The following is a 16,633-nucleotide window of genomic DNA, read 5'->3' as shown; positions in this document are numbered from 1 at the left end:
GTTTTTGTGAATTGTTGCCGCACGGAATGTGAATTCTTCTTGCGATCACACGTTGTTCGGCTACACTTTGCTTCGTACCTCATCCGTTCGCACCGAAGGGCTTCCAGATGTATAAAATTGCTTTCGCTGCCATTGTCTCCCTGCTGCTCGCCCTCCCGCCGGCGCAGGCTGCCAGTGCGGGCGCTGGAGCCGGCGCCGGTGCCGAGAAGACCCAGACCGTCAAGAAAAAGCAGAAGCGGAAGGCCGCACGCAAGGCTGTGCGCTCCAAGAAGCGCCAGGACCTGGCCAAGACCATCGCCGCCGACAACCGCCAGCGCATGGTGCGCCGCGTCGCCATGGTGCGCGGCAAGCGCGTGGTGACTTACCAGAGCGTGCGCCGCGCCGCGCCCTCCTACGCTTCGCGCAGCCTCGGCGACATCGCCGGCCTGAGCCGCACTCCCGATCCGCTGGCCCTGCGTTCCAACGTGGCTTTCGTACTCGACCAGAACAGCTCGGAAGTGCTGTTCGAGAAGAACGCCAACGTGGCGCTGCCGATCGCCTCGATCACCAAGCTCATGACCGGGCTGGTCGTCGTCAAGGCCAACCAGGACCTGGACGAAGTGCTGCGCATTACCGACGCAGACGTCGACCGCCACAAGTACAGCAGCTCGCGCCTGCCGGTGGGCGCGCGCATGACGCGCCGCGAACTGCTGCACATTGCGCTGATGAGTTCCGAGAACCGCGCCGCGTCCGCGCTGGGCCGCAATTATCCGGGCGGGATCGAGGCCTTCGTCGAGGCCATGAACGCCAAGGCGCGCGAGCTGGGCATGAACGACACCCATTACGTGGATGCGAGCGGGCTGTCGAGCCGCAACGTCTCGAGCGCGCGCGACCTGGCCAAGCTGGTGGCCAACGCGCACCAGGAACCGCTGCTGCGCGAGTATTCGACCACCAAGGATTCCGTGGTCAAGGCCAGCGGACGGCCGATGCGCTACGCGAACACCAACTACCTGGTGGCGCTGCCGGACTGGAACATCGGCATCCAGAAGACCGGCTTCATCAACGAAGCAGGGCGCTGCCTGGTGATGCAGGCCATGATCCAGGGACGCAATGTGATCATGGTGTTCCTGGATTCGAAAGGGAAGATGTCGCGCACCGCGGACGCGGGACGCATGCGGCGCTGGCTGGAGACGGTGACGCCGGCCGGGCTGGGCGGCACGCCCCCCGCGCCGACGGTGACCACGGCGGCCGCGCCGGCCGAGTTGCCGCCGAATTGATCCTTGGGCTGGCGGCGCTGCCGCCAAGCCCGCACATGCCTCAGACTGCCGGCGTCGGCCGGTACCCCAGGGTGGACGAAATGCTCGCCGCCGTCTGCACCAGGTCTTCCAGCCAGTCTTCCTGCAGGCGGTCCGCCGGCGCAGAGATCGACAGCCCGGCCACCAGCTTGCCGCTGTCGTCGTGGATGCCGGCCGCCATGCAGCGCACCCCCATCTCGAGCTCCTCGTTGTCGCGCGCATAGCCGCGCGAGCGCACCAGGCTCAGCTCGCGCTCCAGGCGCGACAGCTCCGTGATCGAATTCTTCGTGTGCCCAGCCAGCCCGGTGCGGGTGGCGTAGGCGCGGATCGCCTTGACGTCGTCCACCGACAGGAACAGCTTGCCCGTCGAGGTCAGGTGCAGCGGGCCGCGCCCGCCAATGGCGCGCACCACCTGCATGCCCGAACGTTCCGAGAACGCGCGGTCGATGTAGACGATCTCGTCGCCCTGGCGCACCGACAGATTCACGGTCTGCTGGGTCTTGCGGTGCAGGGCGCGCATCGAGTCGAGCGCCGCTTCGCGCACCGACAGGCGGCTCTTGACCACGTTCCCCAGTTCGAGCAGCCGCATGCCGAGGCGGTAGGTGCCCGGTTCCACGCGGTCGACGAAGCGCGTCACGACCATGTCGTTCAGGATGCGGTGTGCTGTGGATGGGTGCAGGCCCGAGACCTTGGACAATTCCTTCAGGCTCACCGGGTCCGAATAGCTGGCCAACGCGTCGAGCAAGGCCATCATGCGTTCGATGACCTGGATCGACGTCTTGGCTGGTTCTGGACTTTCCATTTTCATGATGTGGTTGGTGCAGTGCAGTATGGGTAGCTTCTTTATACCATGATGTGAAAAGCACATGCAAACACATGGGCTAGTGTGTGTCGTCGGTTTTTACACATTCCGCGCGCCGGGCGGCATAATGGCATTCCTGCATGACTTAATTTCAAGAACGATGGAACACCCGATCAGCGAATTCAAGACCAAACGCGGCCTCAGCCGCATCCTCGCCGCCTGCCGCAACACCTGGGATGGCTTCGCCTGGGCCTGGCGCAGCGAGGCGGCGTTCCGCCAGGAGATCGTGGTCATCGCCATCGCCGTCGCCATTGCGCTGGCGCTGCCGGTGTCCGGCTTCCAGAAGCTGGTGCTGATCGGCGTGCTGATCGTGGTGCTGGTCGTCGAACTGATCAACTCGGCCATCGAAGCCGTGGTCGACCGCATCTCGCTCGAGCGCCATCCGCTCTCGAAAGTGGCCAAGGACATGGGCAGCGCCGCGGTCGCCCTGACGCTGCTGCTGGCCACGGCGACCTGGGCCGTCGTGCTGTACAACCGCTTTTTCTGACCCGTGTGTTCAAACTAGGAGATTGATATGACCTTACGCCTCGGCGATACCGCCCCGGACTTCGAGCAGGACTCCAGCATCGGCAAGATCCGCTTCCACGAGTGGGCGGGCGACTCCTGGGTGGTGCTGTTTTCGCACCCGGCGGACTTCACCCCGGTCTGCACCACCGAGCTGGGCCTGACCGCCAAGCTCAAGCCTGAATTCGACAAACGCAATGTCAAGGCGATCGCCCTGTCGGTCGATCCGGCCGAGCAGCACAAGGAGTGGATCAAGGACATCGAAGAGACCCAGAAGACCGTGGTGGGCTTCCCGATCGTCGCCGACGCCGACAAGAAGGTGTCCGAGCTGTACGACATGATCCACCCGCAGCAATCGGCCACCGCCACCGTGCGTTCGCTGTTCGTGATCGACCCGAACAAGAAGATCCGCCTGACCATCACCTACCCGATGAGCACCGGCCGCAACTTCGACGAAGTGCTGCGCGTGATCGACGCCCTGCAGCTGACCGACGGCTACACCGTGGCCACCCCGGGCAACTGGAAGGATGGCGATCCGGTCATCATCCCGCTGACCGTGCAGGATCCGGAAGTCATCAAGCAGAAGTATCCGAAGGGCTTCGAGGCGCCGCGTCCCTACCTGCGCCTGACTCCGCAGCCGAACAAGTAATCGGCGCGATTCCCTAACGGCTGACCACGCGCCTGATGGCGTTGAGCTAGCCGAAAGACCGTCGTCCCCGGCCTCGGCGGCCCCCTTGGCGGGGACGACGTCTTTATGTTCGCGGCGCCAATGGCGGGGAGGCCGTTCTTCAACGTCTTTGCGTTGCAAAATGGCAACGCGCCATGCTCATCCGTACGAATATCTCTGCATAAGCAAATAAGGAAGCTGTTGTTTGTTTAACTGCCGAGCAGCTTTACCCTGTGTGCCACATTGGGAGCAAAGCATGTCGATGACTTACATAGTGGCGGGTTTCGCAGTTGGGCTGCTGGTCGGAATGACCGGGGTAGGGGGCGGTTCGCTCATGACCCCGCTCCTGACCCTGCTGTTCGGCGTCTCGCCTTCGGTCGCGGTCGGCACCGACCTGGCCTTCGCGTCCATCACCAAGGGCGCCGGCACCATCACCCACCGTTTCAACCGCACCGTCCAGTGGCCCATCGTCGGCCGCCTCTGCCTGGGCGCGCTGCCTGCGGCCGTGCTGGCCACGCTTGCGCTGCGCGAATTCGGCGCGCTGGACAAGGAAATCGGCCTGGTAATCCGCTATTCGATCGCCGGTTCCGTGCTGCTGACCGTGATCGCGCTGCTGTTCCGCGGCAAGCTGCTGGCCTGGATCAACGCGCACCCGGAGCGCCAACTGCAGGGCAAGGCGCTCGCCGCCGCCACCATTTTCTGCGGCGCCGTGCTGGGCGTGCTTGTCACCGTATCGTCCATCGGCGCGGGCGCGATCGGCGCCACCCTGCTGGTCTTCCTGTATCCAAAACTGACCCCTGCCGAAGTGGCGGGAACCGACATTGCTTATGCGGTCCCGCTCACGGCCATCGCGGCCGTCGGCCACTGGTGGCTGGGTTCGATCGACTGGATGCTGCTGCTGACCCTGCTGGTGGGTTCGGTGCCCGGCATCACCCTCGGCGCGATGGCATCGCGTGCCGTACCGGAGCGTTTCCTGCGCGCGCTGCTTGCCACCACCTTGACCGGCGTAGCGGCGAAGCTGGTCCTTTGAGCCAGGCCAAATAGGGAAAGTGTCTATGCAAATGAGGAAAGTTTCGTTTGCTTTATGAGACTCAGGTGAGATTATTGTGGCCCGTTAGAAGAATTTGTAATAAGGGCTTCCATGACTTTCCCAGCACAGCCGAGCATCGGTGTGAGCAAGAGCGCCAGACGCTCCCCAGGCCGGGTCATCCCCGGCTTCGGCATCTCGCTCGGCTTCACCATCTTTTACCTGGCGCTGATCGTCCTGATCCCGCTGTCGGCGGTCTTCCTCAAGACCTTCACGATGACCTGGGACGCGTTCTGGGCCGCCGTGACCTCCGAGCGTGTGATGGCGTCCTACCGCCTGAGCTTTGGCGCCTCGCTGATCGCCGCCTTCATCAACGTCATCTTCGGCGGCATCGTCGCCTGGGTGCTGGTGCGCTACCAGTTCCCCGGCAAGCGCTTCATCGACGCCCTGGTCGACCTGCCGTTCGCGCTGCCGACCGCGGTGGCCGGCATCACGCTCACGGCCCTGTATTCGCATAACGGCTGGATCGGCCAGTACCTGGCCAGCCTGGGCATCAAGGTCGCCTTCACGCCGCTGGGCGTGGTGCTGGCCCTGACCTTCATCGGCCTGCCGTTCGTGGTGCGCACCGTGCAGCCGGTGCTGGAAGAGGCCGAGCGCGAGCTCGAGGAAGCCGCCGCCAGCCTGGGCGCTTCGCCGCTGCAGACCTTCATCCGCGTGGTGCTGCCTACCATCGTGCCGGCGCTGCTGACCGGTTTCGCGCTGGCTTTCGCCCGCGCCACCGGCGAATACGGCTCGGTGATCTTCATCGCGGGCAACCTGCCTATGGTGTCCGAGATCACGCCGCTGTTCATCATCACCAAGCTGGAGCAGTACGACTACGCGGGCGCTACCGCCATTGCAGTCGTCATGCTGATCATCTCCTTCATCCTGCTGCTGACGATTAATCTGCTGCAGGCCTGGACACGCAAACGGGCGGGCAAGAAATGAGCGCAGTCCTCGACAACGTGGCGTCCGCGCCTTCCAAGCCCGTGCCGGCCAGGCGCCCGGCCACCAATGTGTTCGAACCGAACTGGGTGCGCTACACCCTGATCGCGGTCGCGCTGGCCTTCCTGACCCTGTTCCTGTTCGTGCCGCTGATCGCGGTGTTTACCGAAGCGCTCAAGCGCGGCTGGGAAACCTATGTCGAATCGATCAAGGACCCGGATGCGCTGTCGGCCATCAAGCTGACCCTGATCGCGGCCGGCATCTCGGTGCCGCTCAACCTGGTGTTCGGCGTCGCCGCGGCCTGGGCCATCGCCAAGTTCGAGTTCCGCGGCAAGAGCATCCTGCTGACCCTGATCGACCTGCCGTTCTCGGTGTCGCCGGTGATCGCGGGCCTGATCTACGTGCTGCTGTTCGGCGCCCAGGGCTGGTTCGGCGATTGGCTGGCCGAGCACGACATCAAGATCCTGTTCGCGGTGCCGGGCATCGTGCTGGCGACGGTGTTCATCACCTTCCCCTTCGTGGCGCGCGAGCTGATTCCGCTGATGCAGCAGCAGGGCACCGAGGAAGAAGAGGCCGCGCTGGTGCTGGGCGCTTCGGGCTGGCAGACCTTCGTCAAGGTCACGCTGCCGAACATCAAATGGGGCCTGCTGTACGGCGTGATCCTGTGTAACGCCCGTGCCATGGGCGAGTTCGGCGCGGTGTCGGTGGTGTCGGGCCACATCCGCGGCGAGACCAACACCATGCCCCTGCAGGTCGAGATCCTCTACAACGAATACAACTTCACGGCCGCGTTCGCGATCGCATCGCTGCTGGCGCTCCTGGCGCTGGTGACCCTGGCGGTGAAGAGCTTTATCGAATGGCGCCTGCACCAGGTCAAGAAGGCCGCCGCCGACGAACGCAATACGGAGCACGCAGCATGACTATCGAAGTCCAACACATCCACAAGCAATTCGGCCAGTTCACCGCGCTGGACGATGTCTCGCTCAAGTTCCCGGACGGCGAACTGACCGCGCTCCTGGGCCCTTCCGGCTGCGGCAAGACGACACTGCTGCGCGTGATCGCGGGCCTCGAGCATCCGGATTCGGGCAGCGTGCTGCTCGACGGCCAGGATGCCTCGCACCACCACGTGCGCGAGCGCCAGGTCGGCTTCGTGTTCCAGCACTACGCGCTGTTCAAGCACATGACCGTGTTCGAGAACGTCGCTTTCGGCCTGCGCGTCAAGCCGCGCAAGGAGCGTCCGAGCGAGCAGCAGATCCGCGAAAAAGTGAAACAGCTGCTGGAGCTGGTGCAGCTGGACTGGATCGCCGACCGCTATCCGCCGCAGCTGTCCGGCGGCCAGCGCCAGCGCATCGCGCTGGCCCGCGCCCTGGCCGTCGAGCCGCGCGTGCTGCTGCTGGACGAACCCTTCGGTGCGCTGGACGCCAAGGTGCGCAAGGAACTGCGCCGCTGGCTGCGCCGCCTGCACGACGACCTGCACGTGACCTCGATCTTCGTGACCCACGACCAGGAAGAAGCGCTGGAAGTGGCCGACCAGGTGGTCCTGATGAACAAGGGCCGCGTGGAGCAGCAGGGCGCGCCTGGCGATGTGTATAACAAGCCGGCTTCGCCGTTCGTGTACGGCTTCCTGGGCAACGTCAACCTGTTCCACGGCCGCGTGCACGAAGGCGTGCTGGCGTCGGGCGACGTCACCTTCAATGCGCCGCAGTTCGCCGGCGTGCGCGACGGCGCCGGTATCGGCTACGTGCGTCCGCACGACCTGGATGTGGAACGCTATACGCCGGGCGCCGAAGGCGTGGTGGCCAAGCTGCGCCGCGCCCATGCGATCGGACCGCTGGCCCAGCTCGACCTGGAGCGCGCCGACAATGCGCAGCTGATCGAAGCCGTGCTGCCGAACGAGCGCTTCGCCAGTCTCGGATTGAAAGAGGGCGAGACCCTGGTCGTGCGTCCGCGCCGCATCGAAGTGTTCGTGGACCAGGGGGAAGGCATATGAATTTCCAGCAGCTGCGTTCCGTACGCGAAGCGGCGCGCCGCGACTTCAACCTGACCGAGGTGGCGAATGCGCTGTTCACTTCACAGCCGGGCGTGTCGCGCCAGATCCGCGAACTGGAAGAAGAACTGGGCGTCGAGATTTTCGAGCGCAACGGCAAGCGTTTGACGGGCCTGACGCCGCCGGGCAAGGGCATCCTGCGTATCGTCGAGAAGCTGCTGGTGGAAGCGGAAAACCTGCAGCAGGCCAGCCGCGAGTATGCGGCCCAGGACAGCGGCACCTTGACCGTGGCCGTGACCCACACCCAGGCGCGCTATGCACTGCCGCAGGTGGTGCAGTCCTTCCGCTCGGCCTTCCCGGGCGTGCGCATCGCCCTGCAGCAGAGCGCACCGGAGCATATCGCGGAGTGGGTCTTGTCGGGCAAGGCCGACATCGGCATCGCGACCGAGGGCTTGTCGGCGTTTCCGGACCTGGTGTCCTTTCCGTGCTACCGCTGGAGCCACCTGGTGGTGGCGCCGGAGGGGCATCCGATCTTCGCGACTTCGCACCCGCTGCGGCTCGAGGACCTGGCGGAGTATCCGCTCATTACCTATGACGTCGGCTTCACGGGCCGCAGCCATATCGATGCGGCCTTCGTCGAAGCGGGGCTGGCGCCGGATATCGTCCTTACCGCGATGGATTCGGACGTCATCAAGCAGTATGTGTCGCTGGGGCTGGGCGTCGGGATAGTCGCGTCGATGGCCTTCGACCATGGGCGCGACAAGGGGCTGAGGGCGATCGAGTCGTCGCACCTGTTTGCGCAGAATGTGACCAGGCTGGCGGTGCGGCGCGGGTCTTACCTGAGGGCGTATGCGTATCACTTCATCGAGCGGTTTGCTCAGGGGTATACGCGGGCGGATATCGAGAAGGCGTTGCAGGCGGCGGAGTGAGTTGAGCTCGTGGCTGCTCGAAGAAACTTGGGTTCCGGCCTTCGCCGGAACGACGGTCTTTAGGTTAGTGGTTATCTTTTAATGCACCACCGCCCTCAGCACGTCGTTCCGGCGAAGGCCGGAACCCAAGTTTTGCGTGAACAGCGTTAGCGCCGATCACTGCCCAGGATTGGTGAACCGCGCATGAATCTCATCGATCGCTGCAACCACATCCGCTGACAGCTTCACCTCCACCGCCCCGATGTTCTCCTCCAGCTGCGCCAGCGACGTCGCCCCAATAATGGTCGACCCCACGAACCACCGCGAATAACACCACGCCAGCGCCATCTGAGCCGGGCTCAATCCATTCTCCCGCGCCAGCTTCGCATACTCCGCGCACGCCGCCAGCACCGCCGGCCGCAGGTAACGCGGACTCCAGCTCTTCGGAAAAATATTCAGCCGCCCCTGCGCCTTGGGATCGTCCAGGTACTTGGCCGTCAGCTGCCCGAACGCCAGCGGGCTATACGCCAGCAAACTGACATCGCTGCGGAAGCACGCTTCATCCAGCAAACTGGTCTCGAAGGCCCGCGCCGTCAGGTTGTACAGATTCTGGATCGTCGCGATCCTCGGCAGGCCCTTCATCTCCGAAAGCTTGACGAACTCGCACACGCCCCAGGCGCTCTCGTTCGACACGCCGATGTGGCGGATCTTGCCCTCGTCGATCAGCTCCCCCAGCGCCATCAGGCTCTCTTCGATCGGCACCGCCGCGCGCTCGGCCTCCGGGTTGAACTGGTTCGCCCCGAAAACCGGCAGGTTCCGGCTCGGCCAGTGCAGCTGGTACAGGTCGATATAGTCGGTCTGCAAACGCCGCAGGCTGTCCTCGACCGCCGCGCGGATGTCGGTCCGGCCGAGGTTGTGCTGCGGCCCGCGAATCCAGGGCGCGTGCGGATTCGGCCCGGCCACCTTGGTGGCCAGCACCACGTCCGGGCGCCGGCCGCTCTTCTTGAGCCAGGTGCCGATGAAGCGCTCGGTCGAGCCTTGCGTGGCCGCGTTCGGCATCACCGGGTACATCTCGGCGGTGTCGATGAAGTTGACGCCGCGCTCCAGTGCGAGATCGAGCTGGCCGTGCGCGTCCGCTTCGCTGTTCTGCTCGCCGAAGGTCATGGTGCCGAGGCAGACCGTCGACACCATCAAATCCGTGCGGCCCAGCTGCCTGCGTTCCATGTTCACGCTCCTGTCATGTGCGCAGCGCGTCGGCGCACTCGCGCACCAGCGCCGGGCCCGCGTAGATCAGGCCGCTGTACAGCTGCACCAGCTTGGCGCCGGCAGCGATCTTGGCGCGCGCATCCTGGCCGCGCATGATGCCGCCCACGCCGATGATCGGCACTTCCTCGCCCAGCTCGGCCTTGAGCGCGCGGATCACGATGTTCGACTGCTCGAACACCGGCGCGCCCGACAGGCCGCCGGCTTCGTTCGCATGCTTCATGCCTTCCACATCGCGGCGGTTGAGCGTGGTGTTGGTGGCGATCACGCCGTCGATCTTGTGGCGCAGCAGGGCGCCGGCGATGTCGCGGATCTGGTCGCCGTCCACGTCCGGCGCGATCTTCAGCGCCACCGGCACGTAATGGCCGTACTCGTCGGCCAGGCGCGACTGCTCCTGCTTGAGCTGGGAGAGCAGGGCGTCCAGTTCCGACGCACCCTGCAGCTGGCGCAGGTTCTTGGTGTTGGGCGAGGAGATATTGACCGTCACATAGCTCGCGTAGGGATAGACGCGGCGCAGGCAGTGCAGGTAATCCTCGGCGGCGCGCTCGATCGGGGTGTCGGCGTTCTTGCCGATGTTCAGGCCCAGCACGCCCTGGCGCTCCTGGTAGAAGCGCGAAGCCTGCACGTTGGCCACGAAGGCGTCCACGCCGCCGTTGTTGAAGCCCATGCGGTTGATGATGCCGCGCGCCTTCGGCAGGCGGAACATGCGCGGCTTCGGGTTGCCCATCTGGCCGCGCGGCGTCACGGTGCCGATCTCGATCGAGCCGAAGCCGAGCGCGGCCAGGCCGTCGATGTAGGCGCCATCCTTGTCCAGGCCGGCGGCCAGGCCGACCGGGTTGGGGAAGGTGATGCCCATGACGGTGCGCGGGTCGGGCTGGGGTTTCTTGACCACGCTGGTCAGGCCGAGTTCGGCGGCGCGGCGCAGGGCCGGCAGGGTCAGGTTGTGGGCCGCCTCGGGATCGAGCGAGAACAGCACGGGACGGGCAAGGGCGTACAGGAGTTTGTCGGACATGGGGTGCTCAGTGTGATAATCCCCGCCATTCTACCGTGCGGCGACCCGTAGAGGATCGCCGGGCGTTGTCAGCGCTCCAGGACGCTCCAGACGCCGTTGACGCGCGCTTCCAGCGGGCGGAAATTGATCTTGTAGGCCATCTTCGGGCTTTGTTCGATCCAGTAGCCCAGGTAGACATAGCCCAGGCCGAGCTCGCGCGCCTGGTTCACCTGCCACATCACGTTGTAAGTGCCGTAGGAGGCGCCTTCGACGTCCGGATCGAAGAAGGTGTACACCGAGGACAGGCCGTCCGACAGCACGTCGATGATCGAGACCATGCGCAGGGTGCCGTCCGGCTCGCGGAACTCGACCAGGCGCGTGTTGACCCGGCTCTGCAGCAGGAACTGGGCGTACTGGTCGCGGCTGTCCTGGTCCATGCCGCCGCCGACGTGGCGCGTGGTCTGGTAGCGCAGGTAGAGCGCGTAGTGCTCGTCCGAGAAAGCCAGGTTGGCCACCATCGCGACCAGCTCGCCGTGGCGCTTCCACGCGCGGCGCTGGGTGCGGTTGGGCGTGAAGTCCTCGCACTTGACACGCACCGGGATGCAGGCCTGGCAGCCGTCGCAATAGGGACGGTAGGTGAAGATGCCGCTGCGGCGGAAACCGTTCTTCACCAGCTCGGAATACACGTCGGCATTGATGAGGTGCGAGGGCGTCGCCACCTGCGACCTGGCCTGGCGGGAATCGAGATAGCTGCACGGATAGGGCGCCGTGGTATAGAACTGCAGCGTTGCGAAGGGCAGGTCATTTAGGTGCGTCATGCAAAAAGCTCTCGAGACGACGTGGTGAAACCTATTTTAGCGAAATCGCGCTGCGCACAGTGTTAGCCAGTCAACGGTGCCGCCACCTTCCATTGCGTGATGGCCGGTTCGCGGATCGCAGCGCGCAGATGCTCGAGGAAGCGGCTGCGCGGGATCGGCGCAGCGCCCAGCGACGCCAGGTGGCCGGTCTCCTGCTGGCAGTCGATCATGCGCACGCCATGCCCGCGCAGGAAGGACACCAGGTAGGCGAGCGCCACCTTGGACGCATCCGAGACGCGTGCGAACATCGATTCGCCATAGAACATGCGGCCGATGCACACGCCATACGCGCCGCCGACCAGCTCGCCGTCCAGCCAGACCTCGGCCGAGTGGGCATAGCCCATCTGGTGCAGGCCAGTGTAGCCGTCGATGATGTCTTCCGAAATCCAGGTTCCGGGTCCGTCGCGCCGCGGAGCCGCGCAGGCGCGCATCACCTCTTCGAAGGCGGTGTCGAAGCGCACGTCCCAAGGCCCGCCCTCGACGCGGCTGCGCTCGACCTTGCGCAGGGTCTTTTTCAGGCTGTCGCTGACCTTGAACTGCTCGGTGAGCAGCACCATGCGCGGATCGGTGCTCCACCACAGGATGGGCTGGCCTTCCGAAAACCAGGGGAAAATCCCGTTCTGGTACGCAAGCAGCAGGCGCTGGGGCGAGAGGTCGGCGCCGGCCGCGAGCAGGCCGGGCGCGTCCACGGTCAATGCCTCGGACACGTCGGGAAAAGGCGTATCGCTCTCGAGCCAGGGGATCATGCGGGCCTCGCCGGGTCAGTCGGGCCCGCGCGGCGCGAGCATGGGGCGCACGATATCCCGGCTGTGGAATCCATAGCTGCCGCCCTCGCGCACTTTGATCCGGTCGGCAAAGAAGAGTTCCAGGGTGCTGCGGATGGTGGGGAAGGCCAGCTCGTCCCAGGGGATCTCGGCTTCCGTGAACAGTTTGACTTCCAGGCTTTCGATACCCGGCGCGAAATCGAGGTCGCGCAGGCGCGCCAGGTAGAACAGGTGCACCTGGTGCACGTGGGCCACGTTCAGCAGGGTGAACAGGTTGCCGAGCTCGACGTTGGCGCCGGCTTCCTCTTCGGTTTCGCGCACGGCGGCCTGCTCAGTGGTCTCTTCGTTTTCCATGAAGCCGGCCGGCAAGGTCCAGTAGCCGTAGCGCGGCTCGATGGCGCGGCGGCACAGCAGCACTTGCAGCTTGCCGTCCTGTTCCCAGACGGGAATGGAGCCGATGACCAGCTTGGGATTGTGATAATGGATCGTGTGGCAGTGCGTGCAGACGTAGCGCGGCCGGTTGTCGCCTTCAGGAATGGCCAGCGCGACAGGATGGGCGCACTCGGAGCAGAATTTCATAGGTCATCGACGAATTGGTATTGCCCTTTACTTTACACTGATTGCAGTGCTCATGTGGTCCGGCAAGGGCCTGGAAAGCGGGCTGCGGCGCTTATGCATGAGTCATAAGCTGCTGCAATCGCACATCGCGGCTGGATTGAGTTTGCCTAAAAGGTAGAAGCTGCGTATAATACGAACCATCAGACGCGGGGTGGAGCAGTCTGGCAGCTCGTCGGGCTCATAACCCGAAGGTCACAGGTTCAAATCCTGTCCCCGCAACCAGAATTCGAAAAGCCGCCGGTTCGCAAGAATCGGCGGCTTTTTCCATTTCGGCGCGTATCTTCCTCGATCCAGGTCAATCCTGCCGCGTTCGCCTGCAATCTTCCCGCATCCCCCTGGTCCAACCGGCAAAGGCTGGCGCATGCCGGCCGTACTGCAAGGGGCGAGCATGCAAGGGGCAACCATGATCCATGTCGACGATATCAACGATTCCTGGGGCTGGGTCGGCCTGAAGGCCGTCGAAGTCCTCGGGGCCAATGCGTTCGGTAACCTCATCATCCGCGACGAGGACGACCACTACTGGCGACTGCGCCCGCAAGACCTGTGCTGCGAACCGGTGGCCAGCAGCAGGGCCGATTTCGACGCGCTCTCGTACAACCAGGATTTTCTCAACGATTGGTATATGCCGGAAGTCGTGTGCCTGGCCGAGGCGGCGCTGGGGCCGCTCCCGGACGGGCGCAAGTACTGCCTCAAGATTCCCAGCGCGCTCGGCGGGCACTACGGCCGCGACAACCTGGCCACCGTGCCGCTGGCGGAACTGATCCGGTTTTCGGGAGAAGGAGCGCAGCAGTTCGAAGGCCTGCCGCGCTGGAATTAAGTCCGCCTGGGCTCAGCCGGCCTGGTCGCTGAGGCTGGCCCACAGGTAGGCGGCGGCCATGGTCCGGTGCGGCTTGTAGCGCTCCAGCAGGCGTTCGGCTTCGGCGATGTCCGGCCGTGCTTCGCCTCCCATCAGCTGGTGGAAGGCTGTGCGCACCGCCACGTCGCCGTGCAGCGAGCAGTCGGGGTAGCCATAGCCGCGCAGCAAGGCGTAGTTGACGGTCCAGGGGCCGATGCCCTTGACGGCCAGCAGTTCGCGGCTGACCTCCATGGGGTCGCGGTCGCGCGCCAGGGACAGCTTGCCTTCGTCCACCAGCTGGGCCAGGCGCAGGACGGTCTCGGCTTTCGCGCGCGAAAACTTGCGGCTGGTGAGCTCGTCGAGCTGCAGGCGGGCGACGTCGGACGCTTCCGGGTAGCACCACAGGCCGCTGGAATGCGGGCGGCCGGCGACCTGGATCAGGCTGCGGCGCAGCGAGATGGCAAAGCTCAGGTTGATCTGCTGGCCAATGATGGCCCAGGTCAGGGCCTCGAACACGGTGGCGGACTGCACGATGCGCAGCCCCGGCTGGCGCGCCAGGATGGGGCCGAGCACCGGATCGGCGCGCGCGAAGTCTGCGAAGGCGGCCGGGTCGATGCGCAGCCCCAGCATGTTGAGCAGGGCGTCTTCTACTGCCTGCTGTTGGGCCGCCGTGAGCTCGCCGTCCGGAACGACGCGGCACAGGGCCATGCCTTCCACGGCCTTCGTGGTCTTGGCCTTTTTCGCCGCGTTGGTAGCGTCCTTGGCATTCGTAGGGAAGGCGATGTCGATCAGCACCGGCACGCCGCCGAGCAGGATGCCTTTGCGCAGGCCTTGTTCGGTGATCTGCTCGGCCACGCCTTCCGCATCGCGGCTGTGGAAGGCCAGCACGTCCTGCACGCGGTAGCCCGCGGGCAGGGGGATGTTCAATTCGCCCATCATTTCCCTTGCGCGGCTGCGGGTGCGCGCAGGAAGGAGGGCGTGAAGCCGGTCACCAGCGCCGTGCCCAGCAGGACGATGGCCGAACCGGCCAGCGTGTGCCAGCCCACCACTTCATGCAGGAAGATCGCGCCCCACAGGATGCCGAAGACCGGGTTCAGGAAGGTCACGGTGAGGGCCGAGGTGGTGCCGACTTCCTCGATCAGCTTGAAGTAGATGATGTAGGCGATGCCGCTGCACAGCACGCCGAGCGCGAGCACGGCGGCCATGATGCCGACGGTCGGTTCGCCGGGCGAAGGGAAGAGCGGAATCACCGGCAGCACCAGGAGCGCGGCCGCCCACATCGAGCCATGGGCATTGGCGAAGGGCGGCACGGCCTTGGCCGACTTGGCGTACTGGCTGGCGATGCTGTAGCTGAGCGCCGCGATCAGGGCCGCGCCCACGGCCAGGCCGGCGCCGGGCAGGTCGGACACGTGGTCGAAGCCGACCAGCAGGGCCACGCCGATGGTGCCCAGCACCAGGCCCAGCGCCGCCCGTCCGCTGACCGGCTGGCGCGCCCACACGAAGGCCACCAGCGCGCCCCACATCGGCGCGGTGGCGTTCAGCACCGACAGCACCGATGCCGACAGGGTGCGGGCTGCGAAGGCGAACAGCACGAAGGGCAGGGCGGAATTGAACAGGCCCAGGATCAGGTAGTGCTTCCAGTGCTCACGCAGATTGAGCGGCGCGGTCGAGGCGCGCTTGCGCAGCACCCAGGCGACACCCGCCAGGAACAGGGCGGCGAAGGCGACCCGGTATTCGATCAGCACGGCGGGACCGAGTACCGGCGCGGCGATGCGCATGAAGAGGAAGGAGCCGCCCCAGATGGCGGCCAGCGCGACCAGGCGCAGCATGTTTGCAGTGTTCATGATGTTGATGCTCGAAGTACGGGAGAACAGGTGATGGTGGCGGCGCCGCCCGGGACGCGCCATCCGTTTTTTGCTTTTACATTGCTTTCGAATTCAGGCGGCGCGTGCGCAGACCTCGGTGGACGCCGTTTCGATGGCCGCCGCATGCGGCACCAGCATCTCCGCGGGAACGCCGTTCTTCACGGCGGTGAGTTCGGCCATGATCGAGATCGCGATCTCGGCCGGCGTCTTGCTGCCGATGTAGAGGCCGATCGGGCCGTGCAGCCTGGCCAGCTGGTCCTCGGTCACGTCGAACAGCTTGAGGCGTTCGCGCCGCTTGCTGTTGTTCAGGCGCGAGCCGATGGCGCCGACATAGAAGGCCTCCGACTTGAGCGCTTCCATCAGCGCCAGGTCGTCCAGCTTGGGGTCGTGGGTCAGCGCGACCACGGCGCTGCGCGCGTCCAGCTTCGCCTCGATTACCAGGTCGTCCGGCATCACGTGGACCAGTTCCACGCCGGGCAGGTTCCAGCCGCTGTGGTATTCCTCGCGCGGGTCGCACACGGTGACGCGGTAGTCCATGCCGGCCGCCACCTGGGCCAGGAAGCGCGACAGCGGGCCGGCGCCGATGATGTACAGGCGCCAGCGCGGACCGTGGATGGTGTGCAGCACATCGCCCTCGACGCGCTGGATGGCGGAGGCTTCCGCGCGGCGCAGGCTGACCGCGCCGGTTTGGAGGTCGATGCTGCGCTCGACCAGTTCGCCCTGGCCGAGGCGCTCGAGCAGTTCGTCGATGCGGCTGTCGCGCGACAGCGGCTCGATGGCGAGTTCGATGGTGCCGCCGCAGGGCAGGCCGAAGCGGTGGGCTTCGTCGGCGCTGATGCCGTAGCTGACGATTTCCGGACGGGTAAATTCGATGCCGTTGCCGCGCACCTTGGCGATCAGGTCGTCCTCGATGCAGCCGCCCGAGACCGAGCCGACCACCTGGCCGTCTTCGCAGATGCCGAGCGTGGCGCCGATCGGGCGCGGACTGGAGCCCCAGGTCTTGATCACCGTGACCAGCTGGCAGCGGCGGCCGGCGGCGAGCCAGGCGGCGGAAGTCTTCAGTACTTCGAGGTCGATACTGTCCATGTGCGCGCGGCCGGGGTGCGGCGTGAAAAGGTTGATGAAGAATAATACAAAAAAAGCGGGGGGCGTGTTGGCGGGGGCGGAAGTAAGCCGTGCGCATAAAAACTTGAGCGGGACCTTGCCAATGGCAAGGTCCCGGCCTGC

At 65.3% G+C, this 16,633-nt stretch carries 18 protein-coding genes and 1 tRNA gene; 10 read left to right on the top strand and 9 right to left on the bottom strand.

The window, feature by feature from the left end; genetic code table 11:
• The first annotated feature begins 107 nt into the window (after positions 1-107).
• The gene (gene pbpG / locus KBW95_RS20420; protein WP_211523893.1) at positions 108-1,256 is read left to right on the top strand and encodes a D-alanyl-D-alanine endopeptidase; all 1,149 of its coding nucleotides are present in this window, start codon (positions 108-110) and stop codon (positions 1,254-1,256) included.
• A gap of 40 nt (positions 1,257-1,296) precedes the next feature.
• Here the strand turns inward: pbpG and KBW95_RS20415 are convergent, their stop codons facing one another.
• A complete protein-coding gene (locus KBW95_RS20415; RefSeq protein ID WP_211523892.1) occupies positions 1,297-2,082 on the bottom strand; it encodes an IclR family transcriptional regulator in 786 nt (261 codons plus the stop codon).
• 154 nt (positions 2,083-2,236) lie between these two features.
• Here KBW95_RS20415 and KBW95_RS20410 point away from each other — a divergent pair, with 154 nt between their 5' ends.
• From KBW95_RS20410 to KBW95_RS20380, 7 genes are all read left to right on the top strand, one after another.
• Positions 2,237-2,623 carry a diacylglycerol kinase gene (locus tag KBW95_RS20410; RefSeq protein ID WP_211523891.1) on the top strand — a complete coding sequence of 129 codons (387 nt, stop codon included), beginning with the start codon at positions 2,237-2,239 and terminating at the stop codon, positions 2,621-2,623.
• Positions 2,624-2,650: 27 nt separating this feature from the next.
• Positions 2,651-3,289: a peroxiredoxin gene (locus KBW95_RS20405; RefSeq protein WP_211523890.1), complete on the top strand. Its 639-nt coding sequence runs from the start codon at positions 2,651-2,653 to the stop codon at positions 3,287-3,289.
• A gap of 274 nt (positions 3,290-3,563) precedes the next feature.
• Positions 3,564-4,337, top strand: coding sequence for a sulfite exporter TauE/SafE family protein (locus KBW95_RS20400; RefSeq protein WP_211523889.1), 774 nt, complete (start codon positions 3,564-3,566; stop codon positions 4,335-4,337).
• 111 nt (positions 4,338-4,448) lie between these two features.
• Complete coding sequence (cysT, locus tag KBW95_RS20395; RefSeq protein WP_211529194.1) at positions 4,449-5,321, top strand: sulfate ABC transporter permease subunit CysT; 873 nt, start codon at positions 4,449-4,451, stop codon at positions 5,319-5,321.
• Entirely contained in the window at positions 5,318-6,238 is a 921-nt protein-coding gene (cysW, locus tag KBW95_RS20390) for a sulfate ABC transporter permease subunit CysW (RefSeq protein WP_211523887.1), read from the top strand. The genes cysT and cysW overlap by 4 nt, the downstream gene beginning before the upstream one ends.
• Positions 6,235-7,308, top strand: a complete 1,074-nt coding sequence (locus tag KBW95_RS20385) for a sulfate/molybdate ABC transporter ATP-binding protein (RefSeq protein WP_211523886.1) — start codon at positions 6,235-6,237, stop codon at positions 7,306-7,308. The genes cysW and KBW95_RS20385 overlap by 4 nt, the downstream gene beginning before the upstream one ends.
• Positions 7,305-8,234 carry a CysB family HTH-type transcriptional regulator gene (locus tag KBW95_RS20380; protein WP_211523885.1) on the top strand — a complete coding sequence of 310 codons (930 nt, stop codon included), beginning with the start codon at positions 7,305-7,307 and terminating at the stop codon, positions 8,232-8,234. The genes KBW95_RS20385 and KBW95_RS20380 overlap by 4 nt, the downstream gene beginning before the upstream one ends.
• Positions 8,235-8,390: 156 nt before the next feature.
• On the opposite strand, the gene KBW95_RS20375 is transcribed toward KBW95_RS20380, so the two are convergent.
• From KBW95_RS20375 to KBW95_RS20355, 5 genes are all read right to left on the bottom strand, one after another.
• On the bottom strand, positions 8,391-9,437 hold the full coding sequence (locus KBW95_RS20375; protein ID WP_211523884.1) for an aldo/keto reductase: 1,047 nt from the start codon (positions 9,435-9,437) through the stop codon (positions 8,391-8,393).
• 13 nt (positions 9,438-9,450) lie between these two features.
• Positions 9,451-10,488: a quinone-dependent dihydroorotate dehydrogenase gene (locus KBW95_RS20370; protein WP_211523883.1), complete on the bottom strand. Its 1,038-nt coding sequence runs from the start codon at positions 10,486-10,488 to the stop codon at positions 9,451-9,453.
• Between the two features lie 68 nt (positions 10,489-10,556).
• The gene (locus tag KBW95_RS20365) at positions 10,557-11,285 is read right to left on the bottom strand and encodes an arginyltransferase (protein ID WP_211523882.1); all 729 of its coding nucleotides are present in this window, start codon (positions 11,283-11,285) and stop codon (positions 10,557-10,559) included.
• Between the two features lie 62 nt (positions 11,286-11,347).
• On the bottom strand, positions 11,348-12,070 hold the full coding sequence (gene aat, locus KBW95_RS20360; protein WP_211523881.1) for a leucyl/phenylalanyl-tRNA--protein transferase: 723 nt from the start codon (positions 12,068-12,070) through the stop codon (positions 11,348-11,350).
• Between the two features lie 15 nt (positions 12,071-12,085).
• A complete protein-coding gene (locus tag KBW95_RS20355) occupies positions 12,086-12,667 on the bottom strand; it encodes an NUDIX hydrolase (protein WP_211523880.1) in 582 nt (193 codons plus the stop codon).
• 184 nt (positions 12,668-12,851) lie between these two features.
• Between KBW95_RS20355 and KBW95_RS20350 the strand changes: the two genes are divergently transcribed.
• Positions 12,852-12,928, top strand: a tRNA-Met gene (locus KBW95_RS20350).
• Between the two features lie 166 nt (positions 12,929-13,094).
• Positions 13,095-13,523 (top strand): T6SS immunity protein Tdi1 domain-containing protein, encoded by a 429-nt coding sequence (locus KBW95_RS20345; RefSeq protein WP_229429911.1) that lies wholly within the window; start codon positions 13,095-13,097, stop codon positions 13,521-13,523.
• A gap of 12 nt (positions 13,524-13,535) precedes the next feature.
• On the opposite strand, the gene KBW95_RS20340 is transcribed toward KBW95_RS20345, so the two are convergent.
• The 3 genes from KBW95_RS20340 to KBW95_RS20330 all read right to left on the bottom strand — a co-directional run bounded on the left by KBW95_RS20340 (position 13,536) and on the right by KBW95_RS20330 (position 16,492).
• Positions 13,536-14,480 (bottom strand): DNA-3-methyladenine glycosylase 2, encoded by a 945-nt coding sequence (locus tag KBW95_RS20340; RefSeq protein ID WP_211523879.1) that lies wholly within the window; start codon positions 14,478-14,480, stop codon positions 13,536-13,538.
• The gene (locus KBW95_RS20335; RefSeq protein WP_229429910.1) at positions 14,477-15,385 is read right to left on the bottom strand and encodes a DMT family transporter; all 909 of its coding nucleotides are present in this window, start codon (positions 15,383-15,385) and stop codon (positions 14,477-14,479) included. Before KBW95_RS20335 ends, KBW95_RS20340 begins: the two co-directional genes overlap by 4 nt.
• 93 nt (positions 15,386-15,478) lie before the next feature.
• The gene (locus KBW95_RS20330) at positions 15,479-16,492 is read right to left on the bottom strand and encodes an XdhC family protein (protein ID WP_211523878.1); all 1,014 of its coding nucleotides are present in this window, start codon (positions 16,490-16,492) and stop codon (positions 15,479-15,481) included.
• Positions 16,493-16,633 lie beyond the last annotated feature (141 nt).

Origin of the sequence: Massilia sp. ZL223 (assembly GCF_018119395.1) — a bacterium.
Classification (GTDB): Bacteria; Pseudomonadota; Gammaproteobacteria; order Burkholderiales; family Burkholderiaceae_D; genus Telluria.
The sequence above is the reverse complement of the archived record's forward strand: the minus strand, read 5'-3'. Positions and strand labels throughout refer to the sequence as shown.